Source organism: Levilactobacillus tongjiangensis, assembly GCF_003946345.1.
Classification (GTDB): Bacteria; Bacillota; Bacilli; order Lactobacillales; family Lactobacillaceae; genus Levilactobacillus; species Levilactobacillus tongjiangensis.
Map to the genome: position 1 here is coordinate 19,256 of NZ_RHNY01000008.1, position 24,676 is coordinate 43,931.

Below are 24,676 nucleotides of genomic sequence, written 5' to 3' on the forward strand. Positions count from 1 at the left end.
CTTAGGAGGCAAGAGCTCATGGGAAAAACGATTATTCGGGTTCCCGCAACGTCGGCGAACCTGGGCCCCGGAATTGATTCAATTGGGGCAGCGTTACATCTGTATTTAACGGTGATTATTGAGGAAAAAACTGAGAAATGGCGGGTCAACCATGCGTTGGGAACCGACATTCCGCGGGATGAAAATAATTTGATGGTCCAAACGGCTTTGAAAATTAAACCAGATTTGGCGCCCCATCAGTTAACCGTGATGTCTGATATTCCAGTGTCACGGGGGTTAGGGAGTTCAACGAGTGCCATCATTGCGGGAATCAAGATTGCTAATGAGCTTGGCGAGTTGGATTTGACGATTCCAGAACAGTTAGACTGGGCCATCAAGTTGGGTGGGGCGTTGGATAACGTTGCCCCAGCGCTGATGGGTCAAGCCGCGGTTGCTACAGTGGATGGTGTCCATGCCGATGCGATTAAGTTACCATTACCTGATCTGCAGGTGCTGGTCTTTATTCCCGGCCAGAAGTTGATGGCGGAAAAGAGTCGTGAGGCATTGCCGAAGACGTTGCCTTTGAACAAGGCCGTGCATGCTAGCAGTGCGGCCAACGTCCTGGTTGCTGCATTATTGAAAAAAGATTGGGAACTCGCGGCGAAGATGATTGAACGCGATGAATTCCACGAACAAGCGCGGTCACAACTCGTTCCCGAGCTTAATACGATTCGGGATGCAGCTCATGATTTAGATATTATGGGGACGTACTTAAGTGGGGCTGGGCCTACGGTCGTCACGTTTGGAACGTCAGCACAACTGACCCTCTTACGCGGGAAATTAGCGGATCAGGATCTGCCGGGTAGCCTGCGGATTATTGAGCTGGATCAGGACGGTGCGACGGTCTTAACTGATGCATAAATAAAATTTTTTTGAATTAACTTGCAAAAAATATTGTCAGGTGCGAAATCATTTGTTATACTATTTCTTGTGAGTTAATGCGGCCATGGCGGAATTGGCAGACGCGCAAGATTAAGGATCTTGTCCGGGTAATCCGGGTGGAAGTTCGAATCTTCTTGGCCGCATCATAATTACGGCGACAGCAATCAGATTTCTGATTGCTGTTTTTTTTGTGGAATTAATGAAAAGTGGATGTTTCTAGTAGTTAATGAGTGGGGGAGCTAGCGGTGCGCTAACGGGATAAAAAGGCAGATAGCGAATTTTCTTTTTTGAAGTGACACCTGCCGTTTAATCTCCGTCCATCAATACCGTGTTTTTTTGGAAACGACTAACCCAAAGAAGAATGATACCTTCCTCACTGATTCGGTACTTCTTAGCTAGTGAAGTTGAGCCAATACCACTTAAGTATTCGGTGACGACTTTAATCCTAAAATCTAAATCAAACTTAAGCATAGTAAAACTCCCAAGGTTGGACAGAACGTCCAACCTTGGGGGTTCACTTCATGCTTGCTTTTATTATTGTAAACCTTGAATATAACTTTTGGCTTTGGCACTGTCGAACTTAGCAAAGGTCTTACCCTGAAGCGTACATGCATAAGATTCTGCGACATTTCCAAGTGTGGCATAGAACTTTTTACTACCAACGTTAACGGTAATTCTGAAACCATCGGTGTCATGGTTAAAATTATCATGAGTCATAAATACATGGCCCAGAGAGACTTTTAGTTTGTAAAGATAAGTTTTACCTACTCGTGTCTTAGTTGTGCCAAATCCGGCTAATGGCTTGGCTAGGTAATAGGTATAATTAGAGGTGCCACGCGTAAATTTCTTGATTTTTACTGACTGCGAAATTTTACTGTAATTTGTATTATTGCCAGACTTGTAGCTAGTCGTGTAGTAATTCAAGTAGTTGTCTGACGTTACACTAATAAACGGATTATTTGCACGATCTGTGTCGAAATATGATTGTAGGCCCTTTTCCTGCAAGTCAATCAAATTACGAACACCATTATTTGCAAATGCTGTGTTTTTAGTGTACTTGGTGAGTGGTGTACCATTGGTCGTTGAAATGGCACTTCCCGGGAGCTTGGTACCAAGTCCTTTAAACACTTTACTTTGATTCTTTTTACTTAAGTGGGAGTTGTAGATGGTAAATGTTCCCTTTTGAAATACAGTGCCCGAAACAACTGACCCTTTCCCAAGTGTCACAGTTTTACTTGCGCCATTCGAAGCTTTTACTGCCCTAGTCGTGTAAAACACGTCCGTTGCGGGTGCATTAGGCAACGTATTATTCTGACCGTCTAGAGTGAGTGCTGTAAGGTTAGACATGCCAACTTTATCAAATTCTCTGTCCACCTTTTTACTCATGGTTGTGGCTTTACTATCTGTCTTTTGCGTAGCAGTTAGATATTTGGTGGCACTTGAACTCAGGGCAGATGCCTTGAGTGTAGTAAATCCAATCCCTGAAATTGCCCCAAGCAACAAGAGACTGACAATACCTTTCAATTTTAACAATTGTGTTCCCCCCCTAATATATGTGACTCGCAAGCATTATAGCGCAAACTGTGAAGCATTAAAACATACCTAGTTAATTGGTAAGGGTTCACTTCAAAAAAGAGAACTCCCTGTCTGCTTTCTTAGTCCGGGTATCGCTGCCGACTTACTGTAAACTTTGAATGTAGGCTTTAGCTTTTTGTTCGCTGAAGGATGATTCGCCATTAGGGCTACCTTGCAAATAGTAAGCGTACGACTCGGCAATATCTTGCAGGTTGGCGTAAAACTTTTGATTACCGACGTTGACTGTGATCCGGAAGGTTCCGGCGTCACCGTTGTCATTATCATAGGCTTGGAAAACGTGGCCGAGTGACATCGTTAATTTGTAGAGGGTTTTACCAGCGACTTTTACCTTCTTAGTTCCGAAGCCAGTCATTGGTTTAGCTAAGTAGTAGGTGTACGTAGATTTGCCACGAGTGAACTTTTTGATCTTAATGGATTGTGCAATGTTGGTGTAGTCCACTTTCCCTGACTTGGTGGTGTAATTATTATAGTAATTCAAGTAATTATCAGCAGTGACTGTCACAAAGCCATTATTGGCTTTGTCGATGTCAAAATAGGATTGCAAGTTTTTTCGATAGAGTCTGGGAAGATTTGAGTAGGCACCGTAAGCAAAAGCTGTCTTGGATTTGTGTTCCGTTAGAAAGGCTGCTTGTGCAGATGCAGTCAACTTCTTCATGGATACAGCATACGGCCACTTGTTTCCGATGACTTTCAAAACTTTCTTCTGATTCTTTTTGGAAAGGACGGTTGTGTCAACGTTGGCCACTCTCCAAGTGCTAACGTTGCCAACGACGACAGAATGTTTCCCCAGGGTGACTCCGTGAGTTCGATTTTCATTGCCAATTGCGAGTGGTTGACCAATGGTAAAGACGTCCGGCTGGAAATCTTCAACGACGGAACTACTCATATTGATTCGAGTCAGTCGGGTTAGATTTCGCATACCAACCTTATCGAATTCACTGTCGACCTTTTTGGTGGTCTTAGTGGTCTTTTTATCAAGCTTGGCGTAGTTGTTCAACTGGGCCAGCTTGCTTTTGCTCATGGCGGATGCATTCGTGACAGCTAAGCTGCCAACTGTGGCCCCTATTAGCATGAGCAGTACAGCACTCGTTTTTCTAAATGTTAACAATCTAATTACCCCCTATAATGAGTATCCCACTTCAATAGTTAGTGTAACGCTTTTTTTAATGCATGAGAATAAGCATATTAATGAATGGGAGTAGGCAAGCCACTGATGAATCACGCAATCTGTTGAATAATTGAAGCCGTTTTCTGAAAATGATACCAAAATGTCACCAGAAAATGACAAACAGATAACAATTTTCAAAGGAAATCGTTTTCAGTGGGAATGGGGGTTCAAATGCGGTTAAAAAGGGCGTAGAATGCCTTATTACAGCGGAAAATTCGATTGAAAAATAAGTGAGCAAATTTACTGACAATCCGGGTGTTTCGCGTTATAGTAGTCCTCTTGTGTGTTTTGCAAGATAAATATTAGAAGGAGGTCGGCGTATGAGCGACTTAACCAAGGGCAATTCCCTGAAACTTATTTTCTTTTTCACGATTCCATTGTTGATTGGTAACTTATTTCAGCAATTGTACAACGTCTCCGATACCGTTGTTGTGGGACAAACCCTTGGTGTCAAGGCGCTCGCCGCTGTTGGAGCTACTGGTTCCATTAACTTTCTGATTATTGGCTTTGCGCAGGGCTTAACTGCCGGCTTGGCCATCATTACGGCAACGCGCTTTGGTGCACGCGATTATCGTGGCGTGCGGCGGTCGTTTGCTGCAAGCATTATCATTTCGATTTTAATGACCGTTGTTTTAACGGTTTTAGCATTAACGTTTGTTGATCCTATTTTAAAGTTAATGCAAACACCAGCGTCAATCTTTGACAACGCACGAACTTTCATCAGCATCATTTTCGCTGGTATCTTTGCATCCATGGCATTTAACCTGTTGTCCAACATTATTCGGGCATTAGGTGATTCACGGACACCACTGATTTTCTTGATGGTTGGGACTGTGGTTAACGTGATTCTGGAATTGTTGTTTATTTTAGTCTTTCATATGGGGGTCGCCGGGGCTGGTTGGGCAACCGTTATTTCTCAAGTAATTGCATCATTACTATGTGTGGGCTACATTGTTCGGTCAATTCCGTTACTACACATCTCAAAGGAAGACTTCAAATTTGATTTAAATGAACTATGGCAACATTTTTCAACGGGGATGCCAATGGGATTCCAACTCTCAATCATTGCGATTGGGACAATGGTCATGCAGGCGGCGTTGAACTCATTAGGAACCGATTCCGTTGCTGCTTCGACGGCCGCGTCTAAGGTTGATCAACTCTGCTCGTTACCAATGTCTTCATTCGGCGTCACTATGGCGACCTTTGCCGCACAGAACTTTGGCGCGGGTAAATTTGGTCGAATCTTAGAAGGGGTTAAAAAAACTCTGTGGTTATCAGGGAGTTTTGCTGTCTTCGCTGGTGGGTTGGTCATTTTCCTCGGTAAGCCAATCGTGACCTTGATTATTGGTACTGCTGACGAGAACGTTATTCACCTGTCACAGACATACTTCAACATTATCGGTAGTACCTACCTGTTGTTGAGCGTGCTGTTTATTATTCGGAACACCCTCCAGGGATTGGGACGACGTGTTTTGCCGACTTTGGCCGGTGTTGGTGAATTAACCATGCGGGTATTTGCCGCTTTATTCATGGTTCAAGCCTTTGGCTATGCTGGTGCAGTTTCTGCAGAACCATTAGCTTGGCTGGAATCATGTGCCATCTTAGTGCCTTCTTGGATTCGGGCGGTTAAGCAATTGCGGAACTTACAGCGTTCTGTTGACGTCGTTGAAGGGAAGACCGAAACTACGGAAGACAGCTTGGATGCGCCAAGAATGATGGCAGCATCTCCCAAATTAGAGTCCTAACCTAAAGCGTGATAAACTAGGGTGTAGTCGGTATGACTGCATCCTTTTTTGATACACTAAGGGTCAACCAACCTGTGATTGAGGAGAAGTTATTTAAATGAAAAATTTTATTTTTGACATTGATGGTACATTGTTAGATACGGAGGCGATGTACATGAAGTCCCTTCAGGCCGTTCTTCACGAACGGGGAATTGACCGGGAGTACGCAGAATTGGTCACGACTTTTGGTATTCCTAGTCGTGAAGCATTAGTACGACTGGGCATCGCCGATGTTGATGATGTGTTAGCTGCCTGGGGACCGAGAACGGCTCAATATCGTGAGTCGGTTAAAGTGTATGCAGGTGTCAAACCTGCGTTGACAGCATTGAGAGAAGCTGGCGCCCACCTGGGAATTATGACATCAAAGCAGCAATTTGAGTATGAACGTGATGTGACGGCTGAAGGCTTAGATACAGAGATGAGCATCGCAGTTGTTGCTGAAGATGTTGCCCATGGTAAACCGGAGCCTGATGGGATTCTGTTAGCCATGCAGCGCTTAGGTGCCACACCTGCTGAAACAATGTACATCGGGGATACAGCCTATGATGCGCTGGCTTCCAAAGCAGCAGGCGTGACCTTTGGTTTTGCCGCTTGGAATGGGCGTCAGCCACGGGACTTTACACCTGACGTTCGTTTTGCAACACCACAAGCCATGTTAAAAATGATGTAATGGTTTCTTCAGAAATAAGAGGAGAGGGATGGCAACATGTTAGCCATAATCGTCACTGGCCACGGTGAGTTTACCCGTGGCATTTTACAGAGTGCCGAGATGATCTTTGGCAAAGCGCCCAAAGTGACAGCAGTTACGCTGGGGGCTAAGGAGAGCGTTGAAGACCTGGCCAATCATTACCAGGCCGCAATTCAAGCAATGCGACCCGTTGATGAGTTATTGTTCTTGGTGGATTTGTGGGGTGGATCACCCTACAATGCCGCTAAGCAAATTGTTGCACAACATGCAGATAAATATGGTCTCGTTTCAGGGTTAAACCTGCCAATGTTGATTGAAGCATTGTCGAGTCAGGATCAGCCGCTGACGGAAGTGATTCCACGGATTGAAACGGCTGCTAGAGCAGGAATTCGCCACGTGGAGAATCCTAACGAAACGACGGCTGATCAGGAAGATTTTTAAGTTAGTTGCGTGGACTCAGTGGTTCCACGGTTGGTAGTCAACTGCGTCTTGGACGCTTACGAGCCTTGGTCAGCAACCAAGGAACCGTAATTTGCGTGATTTTTCTTAGGTTAAGTGTTGTTTGTCACGCCAAACCCGCAAGTTGCCAAACGGGGGAGCTATTATGCTAAGCGAATCAGTCCACGATTTAAGATGTTTTGGGCGGCATTCTGATCACGGCGGTGGAACGTCAGACAGTGTGGACACCACCAGGTGCGTTCACGACAAGTCAGTTTTTGCTGGCCATGCAGGACGTAGCCACAGTGGCTACAAGTCTGGGTAGTTGAAACGGGATTAACCGTGATAAATGTTCGCCCATACAATTGCGCTTTATAGCGCAGCATGGTCAGTAATGAAATCCAGCCGGGGTCGCGAAAACGCCAAGACATGGCATAGTTACGGGCCGGGTCCTGACCACGAAGTTCTTCCGCAACTACGAGATCGTGATGACGAAGAATTTGGGTACTCAATTGTTGTAAAAAATTTTCGCGTTGCTGGTGTAGCTTAATGAGTAGTTTTGCCACGCATTGACGTTGTTTTTGGTAATTTCTGGCGGTCCTTAGGGGTCGCCTTTCTTTTTGGGCTAAATGACGTTGCCAATTTAGTCGCTGTACCGCTCGCCTAAAACGGAAACTGAGTCGGCGATTGAAATGGGGACTGGCTACAGTTTTACCTGTTGAAGTGGTTAAAAAATTAGCAGTGTTCAGATCGATACCGATAGGTCGTGGTTGATCGTCTAAGTGTCGAACAAAGGGGACTAGACTGGTTAGTTGTAGGGAAAGGTAATAGTGATCAACCGCATCTTTAGTCAGGGTTACCAGGGTAATCTGAATTAGGGCCTCCCTGCTCAGTAGACGGCGCTGGGAGCCAGCCACTCGTAATCGGCCAATGATGGGCAGTGTGACGTGGTGTGTGTCGGTGAATGCAATTGATCCGTTGCGGAGGGAACCGTGGCGACGATGGTGATATTGACAAGCCAACTGGTACCGCCACGTATAACTTTTCCGTAGAAAGTGGGGACGCTTGGCCCGTCCGAGTTGGTAAGCCATCTGTCGATCGTGATAGTCAATGATGGCCTGTAATCGGACGTGGGCGTCAATTCGAGGATCTGCTAGGAAAGAATGATTGAGGGCCATTCGCTGATAGTCTAGACTTTTGGTGAGGTGTTGGATGAGTGTGTGGACTTTGGTTGGTGGGTGTTTAATCTGATGAAGATGTTCTAATCGCTGTTGAATGGCGTGATGCTCGTTGTAGACGAAACGATACGCCTCAGCGTTACGCTTAATCAATTGTTTTTGCCGGTCGGAAGGGTAGATTCTTACCTTGATGCCAAAACGATAGGGGAGTTGTCCAAAGTCGCTCATGAAGCCACCACCAATCTGATTTTTTGGTAGCCTTACCATAACATGTTCACGTTGATTATTCACCCCGTTTACCTTATAACATTTTTCATACGAAATACCAAAAAAGTCGTAAGCAAAAAAGCACTGTTTCAATTTCCCATTGGAAAGAAACAGCGCTAATTTTAGCCAACTGTGATTTGGTCTCGGCCGTGGCGTTTAGAATAATAGAGATTTTGATCAGCCCGTTTATAAACGTCCAGTTGTTCGGCGTCTGCTCGACGGACTTGGGTTACGCCCACTGAGAGGCGAACAGTAATCTGCTCGCCAGCCTGTTCAAATTTGGCTTCGCGAATGGACTGTGCAATGGCATCAATGTGGGTGCGTGCTTGGTCCGTTGTGTAATTGGTGAAGAGGATGGTGAACTCTTCGCCACCGGTTCTGTAAAGTGAAAGTTCCGGGTCAATATCTTGTAACTGTTGCGTAATCAGGTTAGCCGTGCGGTTAAGCACGTAATCACCAGCTAGATGACCATACGTGTCATTGACGTTTTTGAAATGATCAATGTCAAATAGCATCAGGGTCAGTGGCTGATTGGCAAGTTTACTCTGGCCAAAGCCGCGTTCGAAATCATTTTTGAAGGCAAAATAATTTTTGACCTTCGTTAATTCGTCGAAGTTGGTCGTATAAGTTAGTTGGGCGAGCGTTGACGCACTAGAGATTAATGTTCCCAAGTAGATATACATAATAGTGAGTAGGAAGAAACTGAAAATCAATTCCCAGAGAAGGGTGTTGCCTGGCAATTTGAAGCGAATGCCAATCAGTCCCCAGAGAACCGCGGAAAACGCGAGGCTGGCTATTGTATAGTCAACGAAGTCTAACCAATGGTGATGGCGATGCTTTTTTACCAGTTTCATCACATAGAATAGGCCAATGTAAAAGGCGGCGAAAACCCAAGATAGACCGAAGAACATGGTACCATTGACAATCATGAAGATTATGATCACACTGATCAGCTGCCATAAACGGATATCCAATTGTAGGAAGTAGCTGACGAAGACAATTGCAAATATTTGAAAGTTTGCGAAGACCCAGCTATTAGAAGTACCATTGACTGCCAATTGCATACCAACAATTAAGAGGGTAATGTAAATGACCCCAACGTGAGTTCGGACTTGATCAGGGTCGGGATGTTTGTCACGATTTTTAAGAAAACGAATAATCTCGTTTGTGAGGAACCAATACAGGGTTAAGACGCCGAGAAGAAAAAAGAGACTGGTAAAGGCCGGCGTCACGAACCAGTGGGACCAAGTCAATGTGAGTCACCATCCAATCCGGAAAATAAGTTTTTACTATCGATTAATTTCATTGTCACATATTAACGCGTTATCAATACTTTTGCCACGATAACGAAACATTCCGAGAAAAGTGGATAGAGAAAAGCTGTTTCAACTGTCTGGCTTGGTAACAGATTTATAAAAGTGTCCTCGAAAAGAGGCTCAGGAAGATATTCCCAAGCCTCACGTAAACTTAAAATTAAATTGTTTAAACTAAACTAGGTTTGCCATAAAGGTATCCTTGGTGAAGGGTAATACCAAATTGTTTGGCAAGTTCTTGATCCTGCTCGTTCTCAACGCCTTCCAGAACGAGCCGAAGGCGAAAGTCCCGGGCAGTTTGCGCCCAGAAGGCCAAACTAGCCGGAATTAAGTCACCTTCACCGCTCATGCGTAAGTTTTGCATGGCGAATTTGATTTCATCGACGAAGGGTAATAGGAAACGGATGTTTTCGTAAGTATTACTTCCAGTGCCCACATCATCTAACACTAAGCCAATACCGTACTGATGGACGGACATACTGAAGAGTTTCATCTCATCTAACGTAGGTGCCTCTGTCAATTCGATTGTCAGTGCTGCAGGAGCAATCCGTTTTTTCAGCGCGATGATTGTCCCCAGAGTTAAAGGATCTCGTAGTTGTTGGTTGTTAAGGTTAAAGGCCAAGACTTGGTTATTAACAGCGGTGTGTAGAGATGCTGCTGCTTCTTCCAGGAGCTTTGCCTGGTCGGTCACGGAAATATCCGTGAAGTGTTTAGGCAAAACCCAGGTGTCATTTTCCTGCTTACGAAGTAAGACTTCGTAACCAAAAACCCGGTTATCATCTTGATTTATTTGAGGCTGTACGAAAAATCGATACATGCCGATCCTCTCCTTTGGACGCTTTAAAGGCTATTCGTTCTGATAAGTTTAAATCTATTTTAACGCATTATTAAAAAAGCACAACGACATATATCTTTTAGTGTGGTAACTTCAGAACGGTATGATTCGCTTACCCTAGTGATTATCGGGGTCGCAATTCATTTCTACAAGAATAAGCGAGCAATTCTAGCACTGTTTCACATTATCGAAGTGTTCTCGTCATTTGCCAGCGACTGATAAATCTTGTCAAAAATACCAAATTGGCAGAATTGTCGCAATCAAAAAATGCAGGCGAGATGTCTGCACTTATCATAGCATATAATTGTATACTTCGCGCTAATTGGTTACTTTGACTGGTCGACCAGAAAAAAAGGTTTCGAGACAATCGTCCCGAAACCTTAGGAATTATCAATTAGTAACCGTAACCGGTGTTGGTGGCAGTGCCGGTAGTACCGTCATAACCAGTGGCACCAGTAGTAGACGTATCTGCGTCAGTCGTAAACTTCGTCGTGTTTGCGAGGCCCAGAGTCTTCCGAATATGATTAGAAACCTTCTTTAATTCGGTCGTGGTAGGGACTTGATAGGAAAGACCGTCAATCATCGCATCCTGACCTTGAAGGGTTTCAGAACTGATGTGGTGGGACGCATCACCATATTTAGCTCGAATCTGCATCAAATCGTCGAAGGTCAAGTCAGTCTTTAAATTACCGTTCAGTGACTTGAGAATTGTTTGATATCGAGTAATCGATGAGAGCCCAGCCGCCTTAACAACCAGTTTCTGCAGAACTTCTCGTTGCCGTTTTTGGCGACCGTAGTCACCCAGTGGGTCTTCGTGGCGCATCCGGGAGTAATCCAGAGCTTGTTTTCCATTAAGATGGGTCTTTTTACCCTTGACCACGTTAGCCGCACCATAGTGGAAAGTTAGTGTCGGCTTCACGTCCACACCACCAACTGCGTTGACCATCTTTTCTAGACCACCCATATTGACGATGGCGTAGAAGTCGATTGGAATATCTAAGAGGTCTTCCGTTGTTTTAACAGCAGTTTTGGCACCGCCAATGGTATAAGCCGCGTTAATTTTTTGAATGGAAGCATTCTGGCCAGAACCAACTGTGACCCGTGTATCTCGCGGAATACTGGTCAGGTAGGCCGTTTCCTTCTGCGGATTGATGGTGGCGACCATCAGAGTATCGGTTCGACCAACATCTGAACGACCCAAGGCACCGGTATCAGTTCCCATTAAGAGAATTGAAAATGGCTTGTTTGACCGTAAGACAGCTGATACATTGCGGCTCTTGGCGGCATTCGAGGCTTCATAGGTTTGACTGAAGGTCTTCTTAGCCGAGTTCCACGCCTGATAGCCATATGCTAAGCCCCCGCTTAACAGAACGAGTAGGGCAATGACAATCGTCCACATGACTGGACGGTGTGGATGAACTTGTGGTTGTTTGTAGTGTGAGTTTCGGTCGGCACGCCGGTCGTAGACTTGTTCAAAGTCTTCGGGGGAGTGGTGCCGCCGTGATTCATTATCATTTGGCATATTTGTTTTCCTCATCCTCATCAAAATCTTTAGACCATTATAAGCCGGATTTCCCATCAGTTAAAAGGGGGCCAGCCAACTTTACCAGATTTTAAAATTCCCTGGAATCCCATCTGTAGACTCAATTAATCCATTAGACCATAAATTTCGACGTTCGTAAATGTGTGGGTACCGTCAACTCCCAGATAATGACGGAAAGTTTACCGCAAATTGGGTGATTTCACAAGCTGTCAAGGTAGGATAAACCGGATAAGAATGCTGATTGTAACCGGTTGCTAAGGCGTGTTTGCGCGGACCTATGCTATAATAAGACGCGTTGCTTAAGAAACTCTAATTTTTCGTAACGATTAGCGGGGAGGTTAGCGGATGGCCGTCTTTATTCGAAGCGTCTCAGGGGTCTTGATCATTTTGGTCATGATCAGTCTGGGGTACGTGCTTTCCCGCCGGGGGTGGTTTGACGATCAAGCGCCGAAGCTAATCGCTCGGTTGGTGACCCAGATTGCGTTACCAGCTTATATGATCAGCACGATTACTGCGAAGTTTTCCGCAGTCACGTTGAAACGAACGTTGCCGGATCTACGGTTCCCGATTATTTCAATGCTGATTATGTTTGGCCTTTCAATTATTGCCTTCCACCTGTTCCGGATTCACCCGCGGCACCGGGGATTGTTTGAATCAATGTTCTTGAATTCAAACACGGTCTTTGTGGGGTTACCCGTGAACGAGGCGTTGTTTGGTCCGAAGAGTTTACCGTTCGTGTTAGTCTACTACATGGCAAACACGACTTTCTTTTGGACGCTGGGGGTTTACCTCATTCAACGCGATGGTCAAGGTAAGGCTAAGTTCAATCTCAAAGACACCCTCCAAAAGATTTTTTCACCACCGTTGCTGGGATTCATTGTGGGGGTCCTCTTGGTCCTTCTCAACATCCAATTACCAGATTGGATCATGAAGGATTTCCAGTATATCGGTGGCCTGACGATTCCACTGTCGATGATTTTTATCGGTACAGCCATCGCCGGGGCAGGATTGCAGAACATCCGGTTTAACCGGGACAGTTGGGGCATCCTGTTTGGACGGTTTATTGTGGCACCGACCTTAATGGCGTGTCTGGTATTACCGTTACCCTTACCAAGTTTAATGAAACAGGTTTTTATCTTGCAAGCAGCGATGCCCGTCATGACGAATGCACCAGTAGTCGCCAAGCTCTATCGAGCGGATGCCGATTACGCGGCCATCATGGTAACCGAAACGACCCTCCTAAGTTTAGTGGTGATTCCGATTCTGATGGTGATTGTCCAGCACGTTGCCTGATTGTTGAGTCGGTTCATACAAGGAGGAACAATTTTTCGTTTTGAGAAAAACAATGTTGTACATCGCATTTTCAACCTTAATGTTTAGTTCAATGGAAATCGCTTTGAAGTCTGCCGGTGGGGCGTTCAACCCCATTCAGTTGAACCTCATCCGGTTCTTCATTGGGGGCGTTGTCTTGTTGCCAATCGCCTTACGTGCCTTACATAAGCAACATCACCGCTTAAATCGCAGTGATTGGGCGTTGTTCTTCCTGACCGGCTTGGTCTGTGTCATCATTAGTATGACGCTGTATCAACTAGCAATTACGGTGGATGAAGCCTCTACCGTTGCCGTGTTGTTCAGTTGTAACCCAGTCTTTGCTTTGATCTTCTCTTACTTGATCTTGCATGAACGAATGGGGCGAGCTAACTTGATTGCCGTCATCGTTTCCATCATTGGTCTGGTAGTGATCGTCAATCCCGCCCACTTAACGAATCCCGTGGGACTGACCTTAGCCATTGCCTCGGCTTTGACCTTTGGGCTGTACAGTATCGTTTCGCGGTGGGGTTCCGTTCGTCACGATTTCAACGGAATTGTGATGACTTGTTTCACTTTTCTGGCTGGCTCATTGGAACTGTTTATCATCATGGCCATCACTCACGTGCCAGTGATTGCTGGAAATATGCGTCAGATAGGGTGGTTACGTCAGTTTGCTGCCATGCCGATCTTACAAAATGTTAGCTTCCAGTATTTCTGGATTCTGTTCTTCATCGGAGTTTGTGTGACCGGTGGTGGGTTTGCCTTTTACTTCTTGGCAATGGAACGTTCCGATGTCTCCACCGCGTCACTGGTCTTCTTTATCAAACCAGGCTTGGCCCCAATCATGGCGGCCATTCTGATTCACGAAAAAATCCTGACGAACACTATTATTGGGATCGTCATCATCTTGATTGGGTCCGTTATTACCTTTATGGGGAACCGGGTCAAGACTCGCGAATCCGATTTGGAAGAGGAAGATGTCAGCGACTTTCAAACGCCAGCTATGGCTGAACAGTCGGCGGTTGCTAAAGCTGCCTTAGCCAAATTGGCACGACACGCTGAAGAATCTTCAACTGATTACTCAAATGACTAATTAAACCAATGTCACGCGTCCTTCTAAATGGAGGCCGGGTGGCTTTTTTTGTTAGACGCTAAAGTTTGAAAGCACTGAAACACCCACTATGCCTGATGCAACAAGGATTAGGTAATGGGATTTAGTCAGACATAGTGGGGAATTGCCGCCTTACCGTTCGCCAAATTTGGACTGGAACGCGGCGGGAAGGACGGGACAAGCCAAAGAACGGTCTTGCCCCTCGCTTGAAGCCGCAAAGCACGTCTTCAAGTCGCCATTTTCAAGAAAATCACTTGAAAATCCCACGGCTTAGTCCAAATTTGCCTCACTCTCGGCTACCTAGTGGGGCCAATAATATTGCGTAAGTGCGGTCATGTAGGTATTTAAAACAGCTTAGTTGCCAAGAATCCGTTTAACCGGAGGCGGAATCTCTGACAGCCGCAGGTGGCTGGAAAAGACTAGTTTTAAGTCTATAACGCTTTACTATTCTTGGTTTGATAACGGTTTTCAAACTTTCAATCTTAAGTTAAACGGTGCGTTTCAGCAGGTGATCCAATTGTTCTCGTGAAAGGTTACACGAATTAGACGAAACGCCATGGGAGCTATGGTATCATAGTTGGTGGGAATTGATTGAAATGTCTGAGAGAAAGGGAGTATGGCGATGGCAACGCTAGTTATTTTACGGCACGGAGAGAGTGTCGCTAACCGGGATAATATTTTCACGGGGTGGAGCGATGTGCCATTGACGGCTAAAGGCAGGGCTCAGGCTTGGAGCGCTGGTAACTTGGTTGCTGAGACTGGCATCCAGTTTGCGGCACTGCACACGTCTATGCTTCAGCGGGCAATTGTGACGTCTCACATTATTTTAGAGGCCATTGATCAGCTCTACTTGCCAGAGTATAAGTCATGGCGGCTGAACGAACGGCACTATGGTGCGCTTCGTGGCAAGAATAAGGCAGCCGTTCAGGAAGTCGTAGGGGTCGCCCAGGTAAAGATTTGGCGGCGGAGCTTCGAAACGGTGCCTCCGTTACTGGACCACGTGACTCAGGACCGACGCTATGACCAGTTTGGCCCGCACGTGGAGCCCTTGGGTGAAAGTCTAGAAATGGCCTATCACCGGTTGATGCCTTATTGGGAAGATGAGATTGCGCCACGGTTGTTGGCTGGTGACAATCAATTGGTGGTTGCTCATGGAAGTACGTTGCGGGCATTGATTAAGTACCTCGACCATGTGGCGGATGCAGATATCAGCCAGGTTGAAGTTGCGAATGGTGAACCCATTCGCTACGATTTTGATGATCGGTTGAACGTACTACGAAAGACCGTTCTGTAGTCGAAGGTTAACAAAAGAATAAGATAATTAAGTTGGCGGAAGCAATGCTCATAAATCATTGTTTTTGGCTAACTTTTTCGTATAATCAAGCTAGTAGTATCTATAAGATTGGGGATTGGGGAAAAGTGAATAAGCGAAATTTGATCCATTGGGGTGTGTTACTGGTCATTATCTTGGGGATAAGCGGCCTGGTCTTTGGGATGCATCAGATCGATACACAGGACAAAAAAGAAATCGCGACGTCTAATCGTAAGTCGGCCAAAAAAATCAAGCGGGACATTCGCTCGGATGCACGGGATAGTAGCCGCCAACGCACGCATCAGGTCACCGCATTTGATCGACGGAATACGGGGAGGCGGACACCCATATTTACGGGTAAGTTGACGACGGCACTGAAAGACAAAAAATTCAGTGGAACGGCCTTGGTTGTGAAGAACGACCGTGTGGTTTATCAGCGGTCATTTGGGATGGCCAATGCTGAAAAAAACCAACAGAACAAAGCCACCTCTCAGTTTTTAGTGAACTCTATTCAAAAATCCATGACAGGGATGCTAGTTATGCGGGCCGTTCAAGCCGGCAAAATCTCACTGACGGATAAATTGCATAAATATTACCCGAAAATTGCTGGCAGTGATCGAGTGACATTACGGCAGATGCTTGATATGAAGGCTGGTCTGGTGGGCGATGTCGATCCTAGCACGACATTGTCTGAAAAGGGTGTGTATCAGTATGCTGGCCAACTGGCCAAAATCGATAAGCAGTCAATCAATAAGTTTAACTATCAGCCAATCAGTTTTGTTTTATTGGCAGCCATTGTGAACCGGGTGACCGGGTTATCCTACTATCAAAACTTCTACGAACACATTGTGACGCCGCTGGACTTGAACCACACTTCGTTTGCTCAAATTCGGTCGACAACGAAGGGGATGACAATGGGCTATAAAGGCAATATCCCGGGTGATTACACCACGCCGGTCTCAACGTCCATGCGAGACATGGAGGCCCAAGTGGCCACTGGAAACGCGACAATGAGTGCTGGTGACCTGTTCAGAGCAGAGCGGGCCATCATTCAAGGAACCTTGTTGGCAACACCTAGTGGGGCTAATGAGCTCCATGAAGCTAACGCGGCGGATGCTAACTACGCTGGGGGGATGTATCACTTTGAGAAACGCGGTTACTATGGTCATGGGTTAGGCGAGTTTTACGAAGGGACGTTCGTGATGAGTAAGAACGGACGGACTGGGGTGATCTTCCTCTCAAACAATTTTTATAAGAAGACTATGTGGCCAGATTGGTCGACTGAAGAGTTAGCGAAGACCACCTTTAAACATGTGTTAACGGCGAAAAAGCTTAATTAGTTTGGCAATAAGCACCTTTGCGCACACACTTCAATAAATAAAAATTAAGTGGTCTGGGATTTCGTCCCGGACCACTTTTTGGGTACGAATCATTTGTGAAATTTACCTGGCAATTTCCGAGATTACCTAATCATTACTCAGATTAATCTGCCAATTAATTGTGGGCCAAAACGAATTTTGTACGAATTTAGGTGGCCCTATTAAACCGGTATACCTGCAGGTAGAACGTGAATTTAAGGTTGCAGCATTAATTAGTCCGGATAAATATAGCGCTTTCATAAAGAATTGCATTGCGCTATACTGCAAGAGTACTTTGTGAAATTTACCGAGCAACAATGACTAAGATGGGAGTGGTCTACGCGTGTCAGTTTCTGTTAGCTGGATTGGGGCTTTAATCGGGTTGGCTCTTGCAATTATTTTAATCCTTCGAAAATTAAATCCCGTTTACTCATTACTCCTGGGAACCATTGTGGGTGCACTCATTGGTGGCGCTAATCTCACGCAGACTGTTAATATCGTGGTGGCTGGCTCTCAAAGTGTGATGGGAACTGTCGTCCGGGTTTTGGCTGCTGGTGTCTTTGCCGGTGTCATGATGGAGTCCGGTGCGGCGAATGCCATTGCCCGGGGCATCGTCACGAAATTTGGGGAAAGCCTCGCCATTTTTTCGTTAGCATTGGCAACCATGATCATTACAGCTGTGGGGGTCTTCATTCCCGTGGCCGTCCTGATTGTGGCACCAATTGCGTTAGAGGTGGGGAGCCGGATGAAAATCTCTAAGCTGGCGTTATTGGTGGCCCTGTCTGGTGGGGGGAAAGCCGGGAATATTATCTCGCCTAATCCCAACACCATTGCGGCCGCTCACGGGTTTAATATTGAGTTGAGCCAATTAATGGTGGCTGATTTTATTCCGGCTGTCTTTGGGTTAATCATGACCGTCTTGATTGCTACGTTGCTGCGGCATCGGGGTGCTATTGCTACAATGGCCGACGTGCAGGCCAATCAAGACCAGAGCACGTCTGACGAACCGTCAGAACTGCCTTCGCTGCGGTCCTCCATTGTGGCTCCCGTACTGGCTGTCATTCTGCTTCTGTTGAACCCCGTCGGTAGTATTTTACATATTGGGTTATTAGAAAAATTTGAAGTGGATGCCATGTACATTTTGCCACTGGCTGGGTTAGTTGGGATGCTAGCCATGCACCAGGGCAAGCAAGTCTTGGCCTACACCAAGGCTGGGATGGCACGGATGACGGACGTTGTTCTGATCCTGATTGGTGCCGGGGCAATCGGTGGTCTGATTACGACCTCAACACTCCCTGCAGCCATTGTGCATCTGATTAAGATCTCCGGTATTTCTGGGACCTTCTTGGCACCAATTGCTGGTATTTTGATGGCCGCAGCGACAGCGTCGACGTCAACTGGTGTTATCTTAGCTACCGGGTCGTTTGGGAAAGCTATCTTGGCCTTCGGCACGGCACCATTAGCCGCAGCTGTGATGGTCCATACTGGTGCGACAGTGATCGACCACCTGCCACAGGGAAACTACTTCCACGTGACGGCGAATACGATGAATATGACTTTGAAAGAGCGGATGCAATCAGTCCCTTATGAAACGGCTGTTGGGTTAACGATGACAGTGGTTGGGGTCGTTATGTTTACCTTGCTTTAGATTACGGGAAAAGGATGGTTTATCTATGAAAATTGTGATTGCCCCAGATTCATTTAAAGGAAGTCTGACCGCCAAGCAAGCAGCCGAGGCTATTCACACCGGTTTACAACGAGTATTCCCGGAAGCAGACTATGAAATTGTGCCAATGGCTGATGGTGGCGAAGGGACGGTGCAGTCCTTGGTTGACGCCACACAGGGGACTTTTAAACGCGCCGATGTGCTAAACCCCTTAGGTGAAACGGTATCAGCTGAATATGGGCTGTTGGGTGATCAACGGACTGCCGTCATTGAAATGGCCGCAGCCAGTGGGATTCAGTTTATCAACGATGAGACTAAGAATCCCCTGATTACGACGACCTATGGGACTGGTCAACTAATGTTGGATGCGATGCACCACGGTGCCCAGGAAATCGTCATTGGTATCGGTGGCAGTGCTACCACGGATGGTGGTCAGGGGATGGCTGAGGCGCTGGGCGTCAAGTTCCTCAACTCTGCTGGTGACCCCATCAAACGGGGCGGCGGTGGTCTGGGTGAGTTGGCCAGTATTGACGTTTCTGCAGTTGATCCGTTGGTGGCCCAAACTAAGATTCGTATCGCATCCGACGTGACGAATCCGTTGGTGGGACCCAAGGGGTCAGCAGCCGTGTTTGGCCCACAGAAAGGAGCCACACCAGAGATGGTTCCCGTCCTGGATGCGAACTTGGCCCATTATGCGGCAATTATTAAACAAACTTTGGGAAAGGACTTGGCAGATTATCCTGGTGCCGGTGCTGCCGGTGGCTTGGGTGCGGGCCTGTTAGCCTTTACCCAGTCGCAAATGGAGAAAGGTGTCGAAATTGTGGTTCGGGAAACGCATCTGAAAGAACGAGCGGTGGGTGCTGATCTGGCCTTTACGGGTGAAGGAGCCATTGATTTTCAGACTCAGTATGGTAAGACCCCAATGGGAACGGCGCAGGCTGTGAAGGCAGCCAGTCCACACGCTAAAGTGATCGGGGTGGCCGGCAATGTGGGTGAGGGAATCGACCAACTCTATGACTTGGGAATCGATGCCATCTTTGGCATCCTACCGGGAGTCGTTGATTTGCCAACTGCCATTCAAACAGGGCAGGCCAACCTGGCCCGGACGGCGGAAAACATTGCCCGCGTAATTAAGTAGCTCGCCTTGGCACTTTGTGGGCAGGCTAGATTCGTTGAGAAGCGCTGTGATATGGCGGCTACAGCATGAGCGTCCACGGCAAGCTTTTCTTGAAATGCTCAAAAATTAATCAGCTAACTTAAAAAGGTTCGTGAAATCACTAAGATTTCACGAACCTTTTTGGACTGTATCAAGAAAATAAGTTTTTGATTAAGCTAAAGCACCCATTGGGTCCCATGGTGCCAGAACAGTTGGTTCTTCGGTTTCCTGCGTCTTCTTCAAGTCGTCAGGTAAGAATTGCTTGTTCACAACAACCTGGTAGCAGTATTCATCCATCCAAGCGTCGCTCATCACGAAGTAACCCTTCGTTCCGACCTTTTCACCCCAAGAGTTTTCAACTTTCCACTTGGTTGGTTGGCCATCGACTAAGTCGACACCAGTTAAGACCATGGCGTGGGTCATCATACTTTCACCATAATCGAGGCGTTCTGCCTTGGTCGTGGAGAAATCGATGTTGAAGAGGGCATCCTTGTCGTAGAACTTGGTGTCCATGATACCCTTTTGACGTTCTGAGGATTGACCAACGTCACAACCGAACCAAACGGATTGGCCAGCTTGTAATTGCTTGATGGCCAGTTGCTTGAAGTCCTGCATCGTGACGTTCAAATGCTTGACTTGACGGCCGTTGACCACGTTACCTAACATTTCAACGGTGTAGGTGTGGTTGTATGGCTTGTCGTCAGTTGGGGCGTTGATGATGGAAACGTAGTCGCTTAAGTCCCAGTTAACATACTTGTCGAAGAAGGACTTAGGGGTTAGACCCTTGTCGATGTGGTAGTTCTTATCGTCGTCGCGGTATTCGAAGTCGAATTCACTAACGGGTTCGCCGAGTGAGAAGCTCAGTAAACGGTAAACTTCGCCTAACATTTTATCCTTAGCAGCAGCAATGTCAGCATCACTGGCCTTGTCGGCAACTAATTTACGTAAAATAACGGCATCCTTACGCAGCTTTAAGTTCAACGTGCTGTTGAGTTCGCTGGACTTGGAACTGTTGTAAGTTTCAGGCATGACAGACTTAGGCACGATTCCGTACTTTTCAATGATGGCACACAGCATGTCCCATTGACCACCGTCTTGTTGTGGGGTAGCCATTAAGAAGGCAACCTTCCGGCTAGACGTTGGTTGGTCAGCAGTGGCCAAGACGTTTTCGTAAAAGTAGTTGGCTTTTTCGAACTTGTCCCAGAAGTTAGTGTAATTCTGAGATAATTCAAAATCGCTTAAGTTGAAGAGGTCGGCTAAATGATGACGCATCGTGTTCAATGCGGCAAACATCCAGCAACGGCCACTTTGCTTTTGATTGGCAACTTTCCCAGTGTCCAAATCAATGGAGAAGACGGGAGTCATGTCGGTTTCTGAAGCGTAATCGGCAGAAGTTGCTAAAATTCCTTGATGGCTGACGGCCCGTTCTAAGACCTTTGCGGTGGGGTCAGCAGCTAAAGCTTGTTGGTAACGGGCGGTTTGATCCGCCGTGATTTCTTTACTCAATGACGTCACTCTCCTAACTATTCTCTCATTGTACCCCAATCTTCTCATTTTTGTATAGGGGTGGTTGAAATTCATGGGCTAGGGACCAAAGTCTCAGCCCCTTTGCACTCCGAACTTATATGGTTGAAACGTGCGACGAGAGGCAGTTAGCTCTGCGTAACTCGCTAGACAAGCAATCCAAGACCGGGATTATGTGATAATATTCATTGACTAACCAGTCTTTGGCGCACACAACTTTTGGTTGACAACCCAAACGACCAAGCCCATTATTTAAATGAATATACTTGTCAGGGGATGTCAGGATGTTCTATTTGGGAGATTCTTTGTTTTACATAATTAGTTTTGTCTTTTGGATTGCAGTCTTTGGTGGGATTATTTGGCTGATTAGACATTTGGTTAAGCGTAAATAGGCAGCTAAGGTATTAAAAGGGTGCTCGCTAACTCCGTGTGGAGTTGTAGTGAGTACCCTTTGCTAATTACTGGCTTAAATGAGTGTTAAATCCTGGTTCTTGTGAAAATAGATTACTGGAGATGATCGAATACCTTTGCACGCTCACTCAGGGATGCCAATTGATTGAAAAATACTTCGACATCAGCTGCCGATGTATCAACGAGAACTTGATCCCAGAGCGCTTGTTTAATTTGACGAATTGTTTCACAGGCAGTCAGGCCCTTAGGGGTAATACTGACCCAAGTGGCTCGTCGGTCGGTGGCATCGGGGACTCGGGTGACGTAACCAGCGTTTTCAAGACGGGTCATTTCACGACTAACTAGGCCTTTATTAATGGCTAGTTCGGTTGTGATTTGTTTAGCAGTAACCCGGTCATGTTCGCTGATAAACAGCAGAAAATTTGCGTTACTGGCATTGATTTCAGGGAGCGTTAATTCACGATTCGTTGCCGTCTGAAAGCGACGTTGGAGTGCTCCAATGAACTTTCCTAATTTGATAGTGTCCAAGGTAACGGCCTCCTTTGTGATATTTAGGTTAGTATAACATAAATATAGTTGACAAATACACTAAATGCGACTATTCTGTATTAGTTGCCTTATCAACTATATGGAGGATTTTAAAATGACTTTAAAACAGCGATTACTTTTTACATTATTTTTGTGCACTGGAATGGCTAGCAGTATGAGCTGGTTGGGAATGGCGAAGAGTGTTGGTATCAACCACAACATGTGGCGGGTATTTTGGCTGTCAGTTGGGCCCACGATTGCCTTCGCCTTTGTTCTCAACCTCCTGGTAGCCGTGAACTTGAGTAACTTGTTAATTAAATGGCAGACTCACCGGATGGTTGATGAGGCGAAAATTCAGGCGAAGTCCACGACGATTCGTAGTTGGACCATGCTTCTGACAATGTGTTTCACTATGAGCACGCGGGCATTATTGTTGAATGGAACACTGGTTCATATGACAGTGAGCCAGTTTATCCTGGGGTTCTTCAGTACCCTAACGACGGCCTACTTTATTCGGGATCTATTTGTGATGCCAGCAGCGACTCGGCTGGTATTTCGGATCATGCCATCTTAGTAGGGGATAGCGAGACGGCTTAGCATTATAAGTCGGTAGAGACTATAGCCAAGCAATTAAAGGTTGGAAACAAAAAACGCCTGAGATTTCTCTCAGACGCTGGTCAGGTCTCAATGACCGGTATTTCTAATTTTTCAATGCTGGTTTAGTCGTAATTTAGATGCTTGTCTTGATCTAAGCCGTTGATTTCTGCAATTTCTTCAGCTGTTAAATGAAAGCCGGAAATTTCAAAGTTTTCCCGGACCCGGGCTGGTTTTGAGGACTTAGGGAAGACCACAAAGCCCGTGTCGACTTGCCACCGTAAAACAATTTGTGCTGGGGACTTCCCATATTTATCAGCCAGCTTAGTGATGACGGGGTCTTCGAGAATCAGGTGACCGTGACCAATTGGTGAGTAGCCTTCGTTAAGTACGCCGTTGTCCGTGTCGAATTTGCCTAATTCGGCTTGCACCTTGTATGGGTGACGTTCGATTTGGTTGACCATTGGTTTAACCTTAGCCATGGCAAAAACCTGATTCAGTTGGTCTTCTGAGAAGTTAGAAACCCCGATGGCCCGAACCTTCTTTTGTTGGTAGAGGGTTTCTAAGGCGCGCCAAGTATCTAAGGTGAGGTCGAAGTTTTCTTCATTTGGCCAGTGGATCAAATATAAATCCAGATAGTCTAACTGTAAGTCACTTAACGTCTGGTCAAAGGCGGCCAAAGTCTTATCGTAACCCTGATCGGCGTTCCAAACCTTGGACGTGATGAACAGGTCGGAACGGTCAATGCCAGACGCCTTGATGGCCGTACCAACGGCTGGTTCATTGCCGTAAATGTGGGCGCAGTCGAGATGCCGATAGCCAGCATCTAGGGCCGTCTTGACAGCTGCTGGGACGTCCTTACTGTCAATTAAGTAAGTGCCGAATCCTAACATGGGGATGGTAACGCCGTTGCTTAACTGTGTCGTTTCCATGTAATTACCTCACTATACAAATATTTTAAAGCAATATAAACATGTGTTAATGATACACTACTGGGCTAATAGTTTCACGGATGACACCTTATCACCGTGCGGCCATTCCTTTGGGTATTGGGGTTTGGTCAGACATAGTGGGAAGTTACCGCCTTACCGTTCGCTAAATTTGGACCGGAACGCGGTGGGCAGGACGGGACAAGCCAAAAAGCGGTCTTGCCCCTCGCTTGAAGTCGCAAGACACGTCTTCAAGTCGCCATTTTCAAGAAAATCATAAGAAAAGCCGCAGTCAATTCTATTTTAGAATTGACTGCGGCTTTTTAGAATTTAGGATTAAGCGAAAACTAGTCCCGTGCGTTCAGGACTTCTGGGCCATCTTGGCGGCCAACAATCACCGTGTTGACCGTGTCCAAGAAGAGCCCGTGTTCGACAACCCCGACGATGCCGTTTAACGTGTCGGCTAATTCGTGAGGATGGTCGATCCGGCCTAGATGCAGGTCAATGATGTAGTTTTTGGAGTCAGTCAGCACGTGGCTGCCGTCCTCTTGCATCCGGAATTCAGGGTGTAAGCCCATCTTATCCAGCTTTTCTAACACATGGGTAGAACCGAATGGAATAACTTCCAATGGGAGTGGAAATTGGCCTAAGTGATGGACCATCTTGCTTTCATCTACGATCCACATGTTTTTGGTCGAGTTGATAGCCACGATTTTTTCCCAGAGATGGGCAGCACCGCCACCCTTGATTCCTTGGAAGTTGTCGTCAATTTCGTCAGCACCGTCAATAGTGAGGTCGAGGTGGTCAACTTCATCTAATTGCTTAATGGTGATACCCAATGATTCAGCTTGCTTAGCGGAACGATCTGAAGTGGCGACCCCCACGATGCTGAGGCCTTCTTCCTTAACACGTTTGCCAAGGGCATCGATCATATAACGGACGGTTGAACCGGTACCGATTCCTAAAATCATGCCGTCTTTGACGTACTTTACAGCTTCTTGGCCAACGAGGGCCTTTAATGCATTCTGATCCATCTAAATGTCTC

At 46.3% G+C, this 24,676-nt stretch carries 22 protein-coding genes and 1 tRNA gene; 12 read left to right on the forward strand and 11 right to left on the reverse strand.

Going from position 1 to position 24,676, the window contains the following annotated elements:
• Window positions 1-18 precede the first annotated feature (18 nt).
• Entirely contained in the window at window positions 19-900 is an 882-nt protein-coding gene (thrB, locus tag EKM75_RS06140) for a homoserine kinase (RefSeq protein ID WP_125692978.1), read from the forward strand.
• A 79-nt stretch (window positions 901-979) separates the two neighbouring features.
• Window positions 980-1,064 (forward strand) — tRNA-Leu (locus EKM75_RS06145).
• Window positions 1,065-1,227: 163 nt separating this feature from the next.
• Here EKM75_RS06145 and EKM75_RS06150 read toward each other — a convergent pair.
• From EKM75_RS06150 to EKM75_RS06160, 3 genes are all read right to left on the reverse strand, one after another.
• A complete protein-coding gene (locus EKM75_RS06150; RefSeq protein WP_191988798.1) occupies window positions 1,228-1,392 on the reverse strand; it encodes a helix-turn-helix domain containing protein in 165 nt (54 codons plus the stop codon).
• Window positions 1,393-1,455: 63 nt separating this feature from the next.
• Window positions 1,456-2,454: a hypothetical protein gene (locus tag EKM75_RS06155; protein WP_125692980.1), complete on the reverse strand. Its 999-nt coding sequence runs from the start codon at window positions 2,452-2,454 to the stop codon at window positions 1,456-1,458.
• A gap of 145 nt (window positions 2,455-2,599) precedes the next feature.
• Window positions 2,600-3,625 (reverse strand): hypothetical protein, encoded by a 1,026-nt coding sequence (locus tag EKM75_RS06160; RefSeq protein ID WP_125692982.1) that lies wholly within the window; start codon window positions 3,623-3,625, stop codon window positions 2,600-2,602.
• A 380-nt stretch (window positions 3,626-4,005) separates the two neighbouring features.
• On the opposite strand from EKM75_RS06160, the gene EKM75_RS06165 reads away from it, so the two are divergent.
• The 3 genes from EKM75_RS06165 (at window position 4,006) to EKM75_RS06175 (ending at window position 6,598) form a co-directional block, all read left to right on the forward strand.
• Window positions 4,006-5,430 carry an MATE family efflux transporter gene (locus EKM75_RS06165; RefSeq protein WP_225426668.1) on the forward strand — a complete coding sequence of 475 codons (1,425 nt, stop codon included), beginning with the start codon at window positions 4,006-4,008 and terminating at the stop codon, window positions 5,428-5,430.
• Window positions 5,431-5,527: 97 nt separating this feature from the next.
• On the forward strand, window positions 5,528-6,139 hold the full coding sequence (locus tag EKM75_RS06170) for an HAD family hydrolase (protein WP_125692984.1): 612 nt from the start codon (window positions 5,528-5,530) through the stop codon (window positions 6,137-6,139).
• A 36-nt stretch (window positions 6,140-6,175) separates the two neighbouring features.
• Window positions 6,176-6,598: a PTS sugar transporter subunit IIA gene (locus tag EKM75_RS06175; protein ID WP_125692987.1), complete on the forward strand. Its 423-nt coding sequence runs from the start codon at window positions 6,176-6,178 to the stop codon at window positions 6,596-6,598.
• Between the two features lie 161 nt (window positions 6,599-6,759).
• Here the strand turns inward: EKM75_RS06175 and EKM75_RS06180 are convergent, their stop codons facing one another.
• From EKM75_RS06180 to EKM75_RS06195, 4 genes are all read right to left on the reverse strand, one after another.
• On the reverse strand, window positions 6,760-8,001 hold the full coding sequence (locus EKM75_RS06180) for an RNA-guided endonuclease InsQ/TnpB family protein (RefSeq protein ID WP_164508743.1): 1,242 nt from the start codon (window positions 7,999-8,001) through the stop codon (window positions 6,760-6,762).
• A 161-nt stretch (window positions 8,002-8,162) separates the two neighbouring features.
• Window positions 8,163-9,293, reverse strand: coding sequence for a GGDEF domain-containing protein (locus EKM75_RS06185; RefSeq protein WP_125692991.1), 1,131 nt, complete (start codon window positions 9,291-9,293; stop codon window positions 8,163-8,165).
• 229 nt (window positions 9,294-9,522) lie between these two features.
• Window positions 9,523-10,170 (reverse strand): EAL domain-containing protein, encoded by a 648-nt coding sequence (locus EKM75_RS06190; RefSeq protein ID WP_125692993.1) that lies wholly within the window; start codon window positions 10,168-10,170, stop codon window positions 9,523-9,525.
• A gap of 412 nt (window positions 10,171-10,582) precedes the next feature.
• Entirely contained in the window at window positions 10,583-11,710 is a 1,128-nt protein-coding gene (locus EKM75_RS06195) for an LCP family glycopolymer transferase (RefSeq protein WP_125692995.1), read from the reverse strand.
• A gap of 366 nt (window positions 11,711-12,076) precedes the next feature.
• Here EKM75_RS06195 and EKM75_RS06200 point away from each other — a divergent pair, with 366 nt between their 5' ends.
• From EKM75_RS06200 to EKM75_RS06225, 6 genes are all read left to right on the forward strand, one after another.
• Window positions 12,077-13,024 carry an AEC family transporter gene (locus tag EKM75_RS06200; protein ID WP_125692997.1) on the forward strand — a complete coding sequence of 316 codons (948 nt, stop codon included), beginning with the start codon at window positions 12,077-12,079 and terminating at the stop codon, window positions 13,022-13,024.
• A 40-nt stretch (window positions 13,025-13,064) separates the two neighbouring features.
• The gene (locus tag EKM75_RS06205; RefSeq protein WP_125692999.1) at window positions 13,065-14,135 is read left to right on the forward strand and encodes a DMT family transporter; all 1,071 of its coding nucleotides are present in this window, start codon (window positions 13,065-13,067) and stop codon (window positions 14,133-14,135) included.
• Between the two features lie 640 nt (window positions 14,136-14,775).
• A complete protein-coding gene (locus EKM75_RS06210; protein WP_125693001.1) occupies window positions 14,776-15,447 on the forward strand; it encodes a 2,3-bisphosphoglycerate-dependent phosphoglycerate mutase in 672 nt (223 codons plus the stop codon).
• A gap of 125 nt (window positions 15,448-15,572) precedes the next feature.
• Entirely contained in the window at window positions 15,573-16,805 is a 1,233-nt protein-coding gene (locus EKM75_RS06215; protein WP_125693003.1) for a serine hydrolase domain-containing protein, read from the forward strand.
• A gap of 361 nt (window positions 16,806-17,166) precedes the next feature.
• Window positions 17,167-18,471 carry a GntP family permease gene (locus EKM75_RS06220; protein WP_125693005.1) on the forward strand — a complete coding sequence of 435 codons (1,305 nt, stop codon included), beginning with the start codon at window positions 17,167-17,169 and terminating at the stop codon, window positions 18,469-18,471.
• Window positions 18,472-18,496: 25 nt separating this feature from the next.
• Window positions 18,497-19,627 carry a glycerate kinase family protein gene (locus EKM75_RS06225; protein WP_125693007.1) on the forward strand — a complete coding sequence of 377 codons (1,131 nt, stop codon included), beginning with the start codon at window positions 18,497-18,499 and terminating at the stop codon, window positions 19,625-19,627.
• A gap of 189 nt (window positions 19,628-19,816) precedes the next feature.
• On the opposite strand, the gene EKM75_RS06230 is transcribed toward EKM75_RS06225, so the two are convergent.
• Both EKM75_RS06230 and EKM75_RS06235 read right to left on the reverse strand, forming a co-directional pair.
• The gene (locus EKM75_RS06230; protein WP_125693009.1) at window positions 19,817-21,151 is read right to left on the reverse strand and encodes a C1 family peptidase; all 1,335 of its coding nucleotides are present in this window, start codon (window positions 21,149-21,151) and stop codon (window positions 19,817-19,819) included.
• Window positions 21,152-21,673: 522 nt separating this feature from the next.
• Window positions 21,674-22,108, reverse strand: coding sequence for a MarR family winged helix-turn-helix transcriptional regulator (locus EKM75_RS06235; protein WP_164508744.1), 435 nt, complete (start codon window positions 22,106-22,108; stop codon window positions 21,674-21,676).
• Window positions 22,109-22,223: 115 nt separating this feature from the next.
• On the opposite strand from EKM75_RS06235, the gene EKM75_RS06240 reads away from it, so the two are divergent.
• Window positions 22,224-22,682, forward strand: a complete 459-nt coding sequence (locus EKM75_RS06240) for a hypothetical protein (RefSeq protein WP_125693013.1) — start codon at window positions 22,224-22,226, stop codon at window positions 22,680-22,682.
• 145 nt (window positions 22,683-22,827) lie between these two features.
• Here EKM75_RS06240 and EKM75_RS06245 read toward each other — a convergent pair whose 3' ends face one another.
• Together EKM75_RS06245 and rpiA are read right to left on the reverse strand one after the other, a co-directional pair.
• On the reverse strand, window positions 22,828-23,634 hold the full coding sequence (locus tag EKM75_RS06245) for an aldo/keto reductase (protein ID WP_125693015.1): 807 nt from the start codon (window positions 23,632-23,634) through the stop codon (window positions 22,828-22,830).
• Between the two features lie 344 nt (window positions 23,635-23,978).
• Window positions 23,979-24,665, reverse strand: a complete 687-nt coding sequence (gene rpiA, locus EKM75_RS06250; protein ID WP_125693017.1) for a ribose-5-phosphate isomerase RpiA — start codon at window positions 24,663-24,665, stop codon at window positions 23,979-23,981.
• Window positions 24,666-24,676 lie beyond the last annotated feature (11 nt).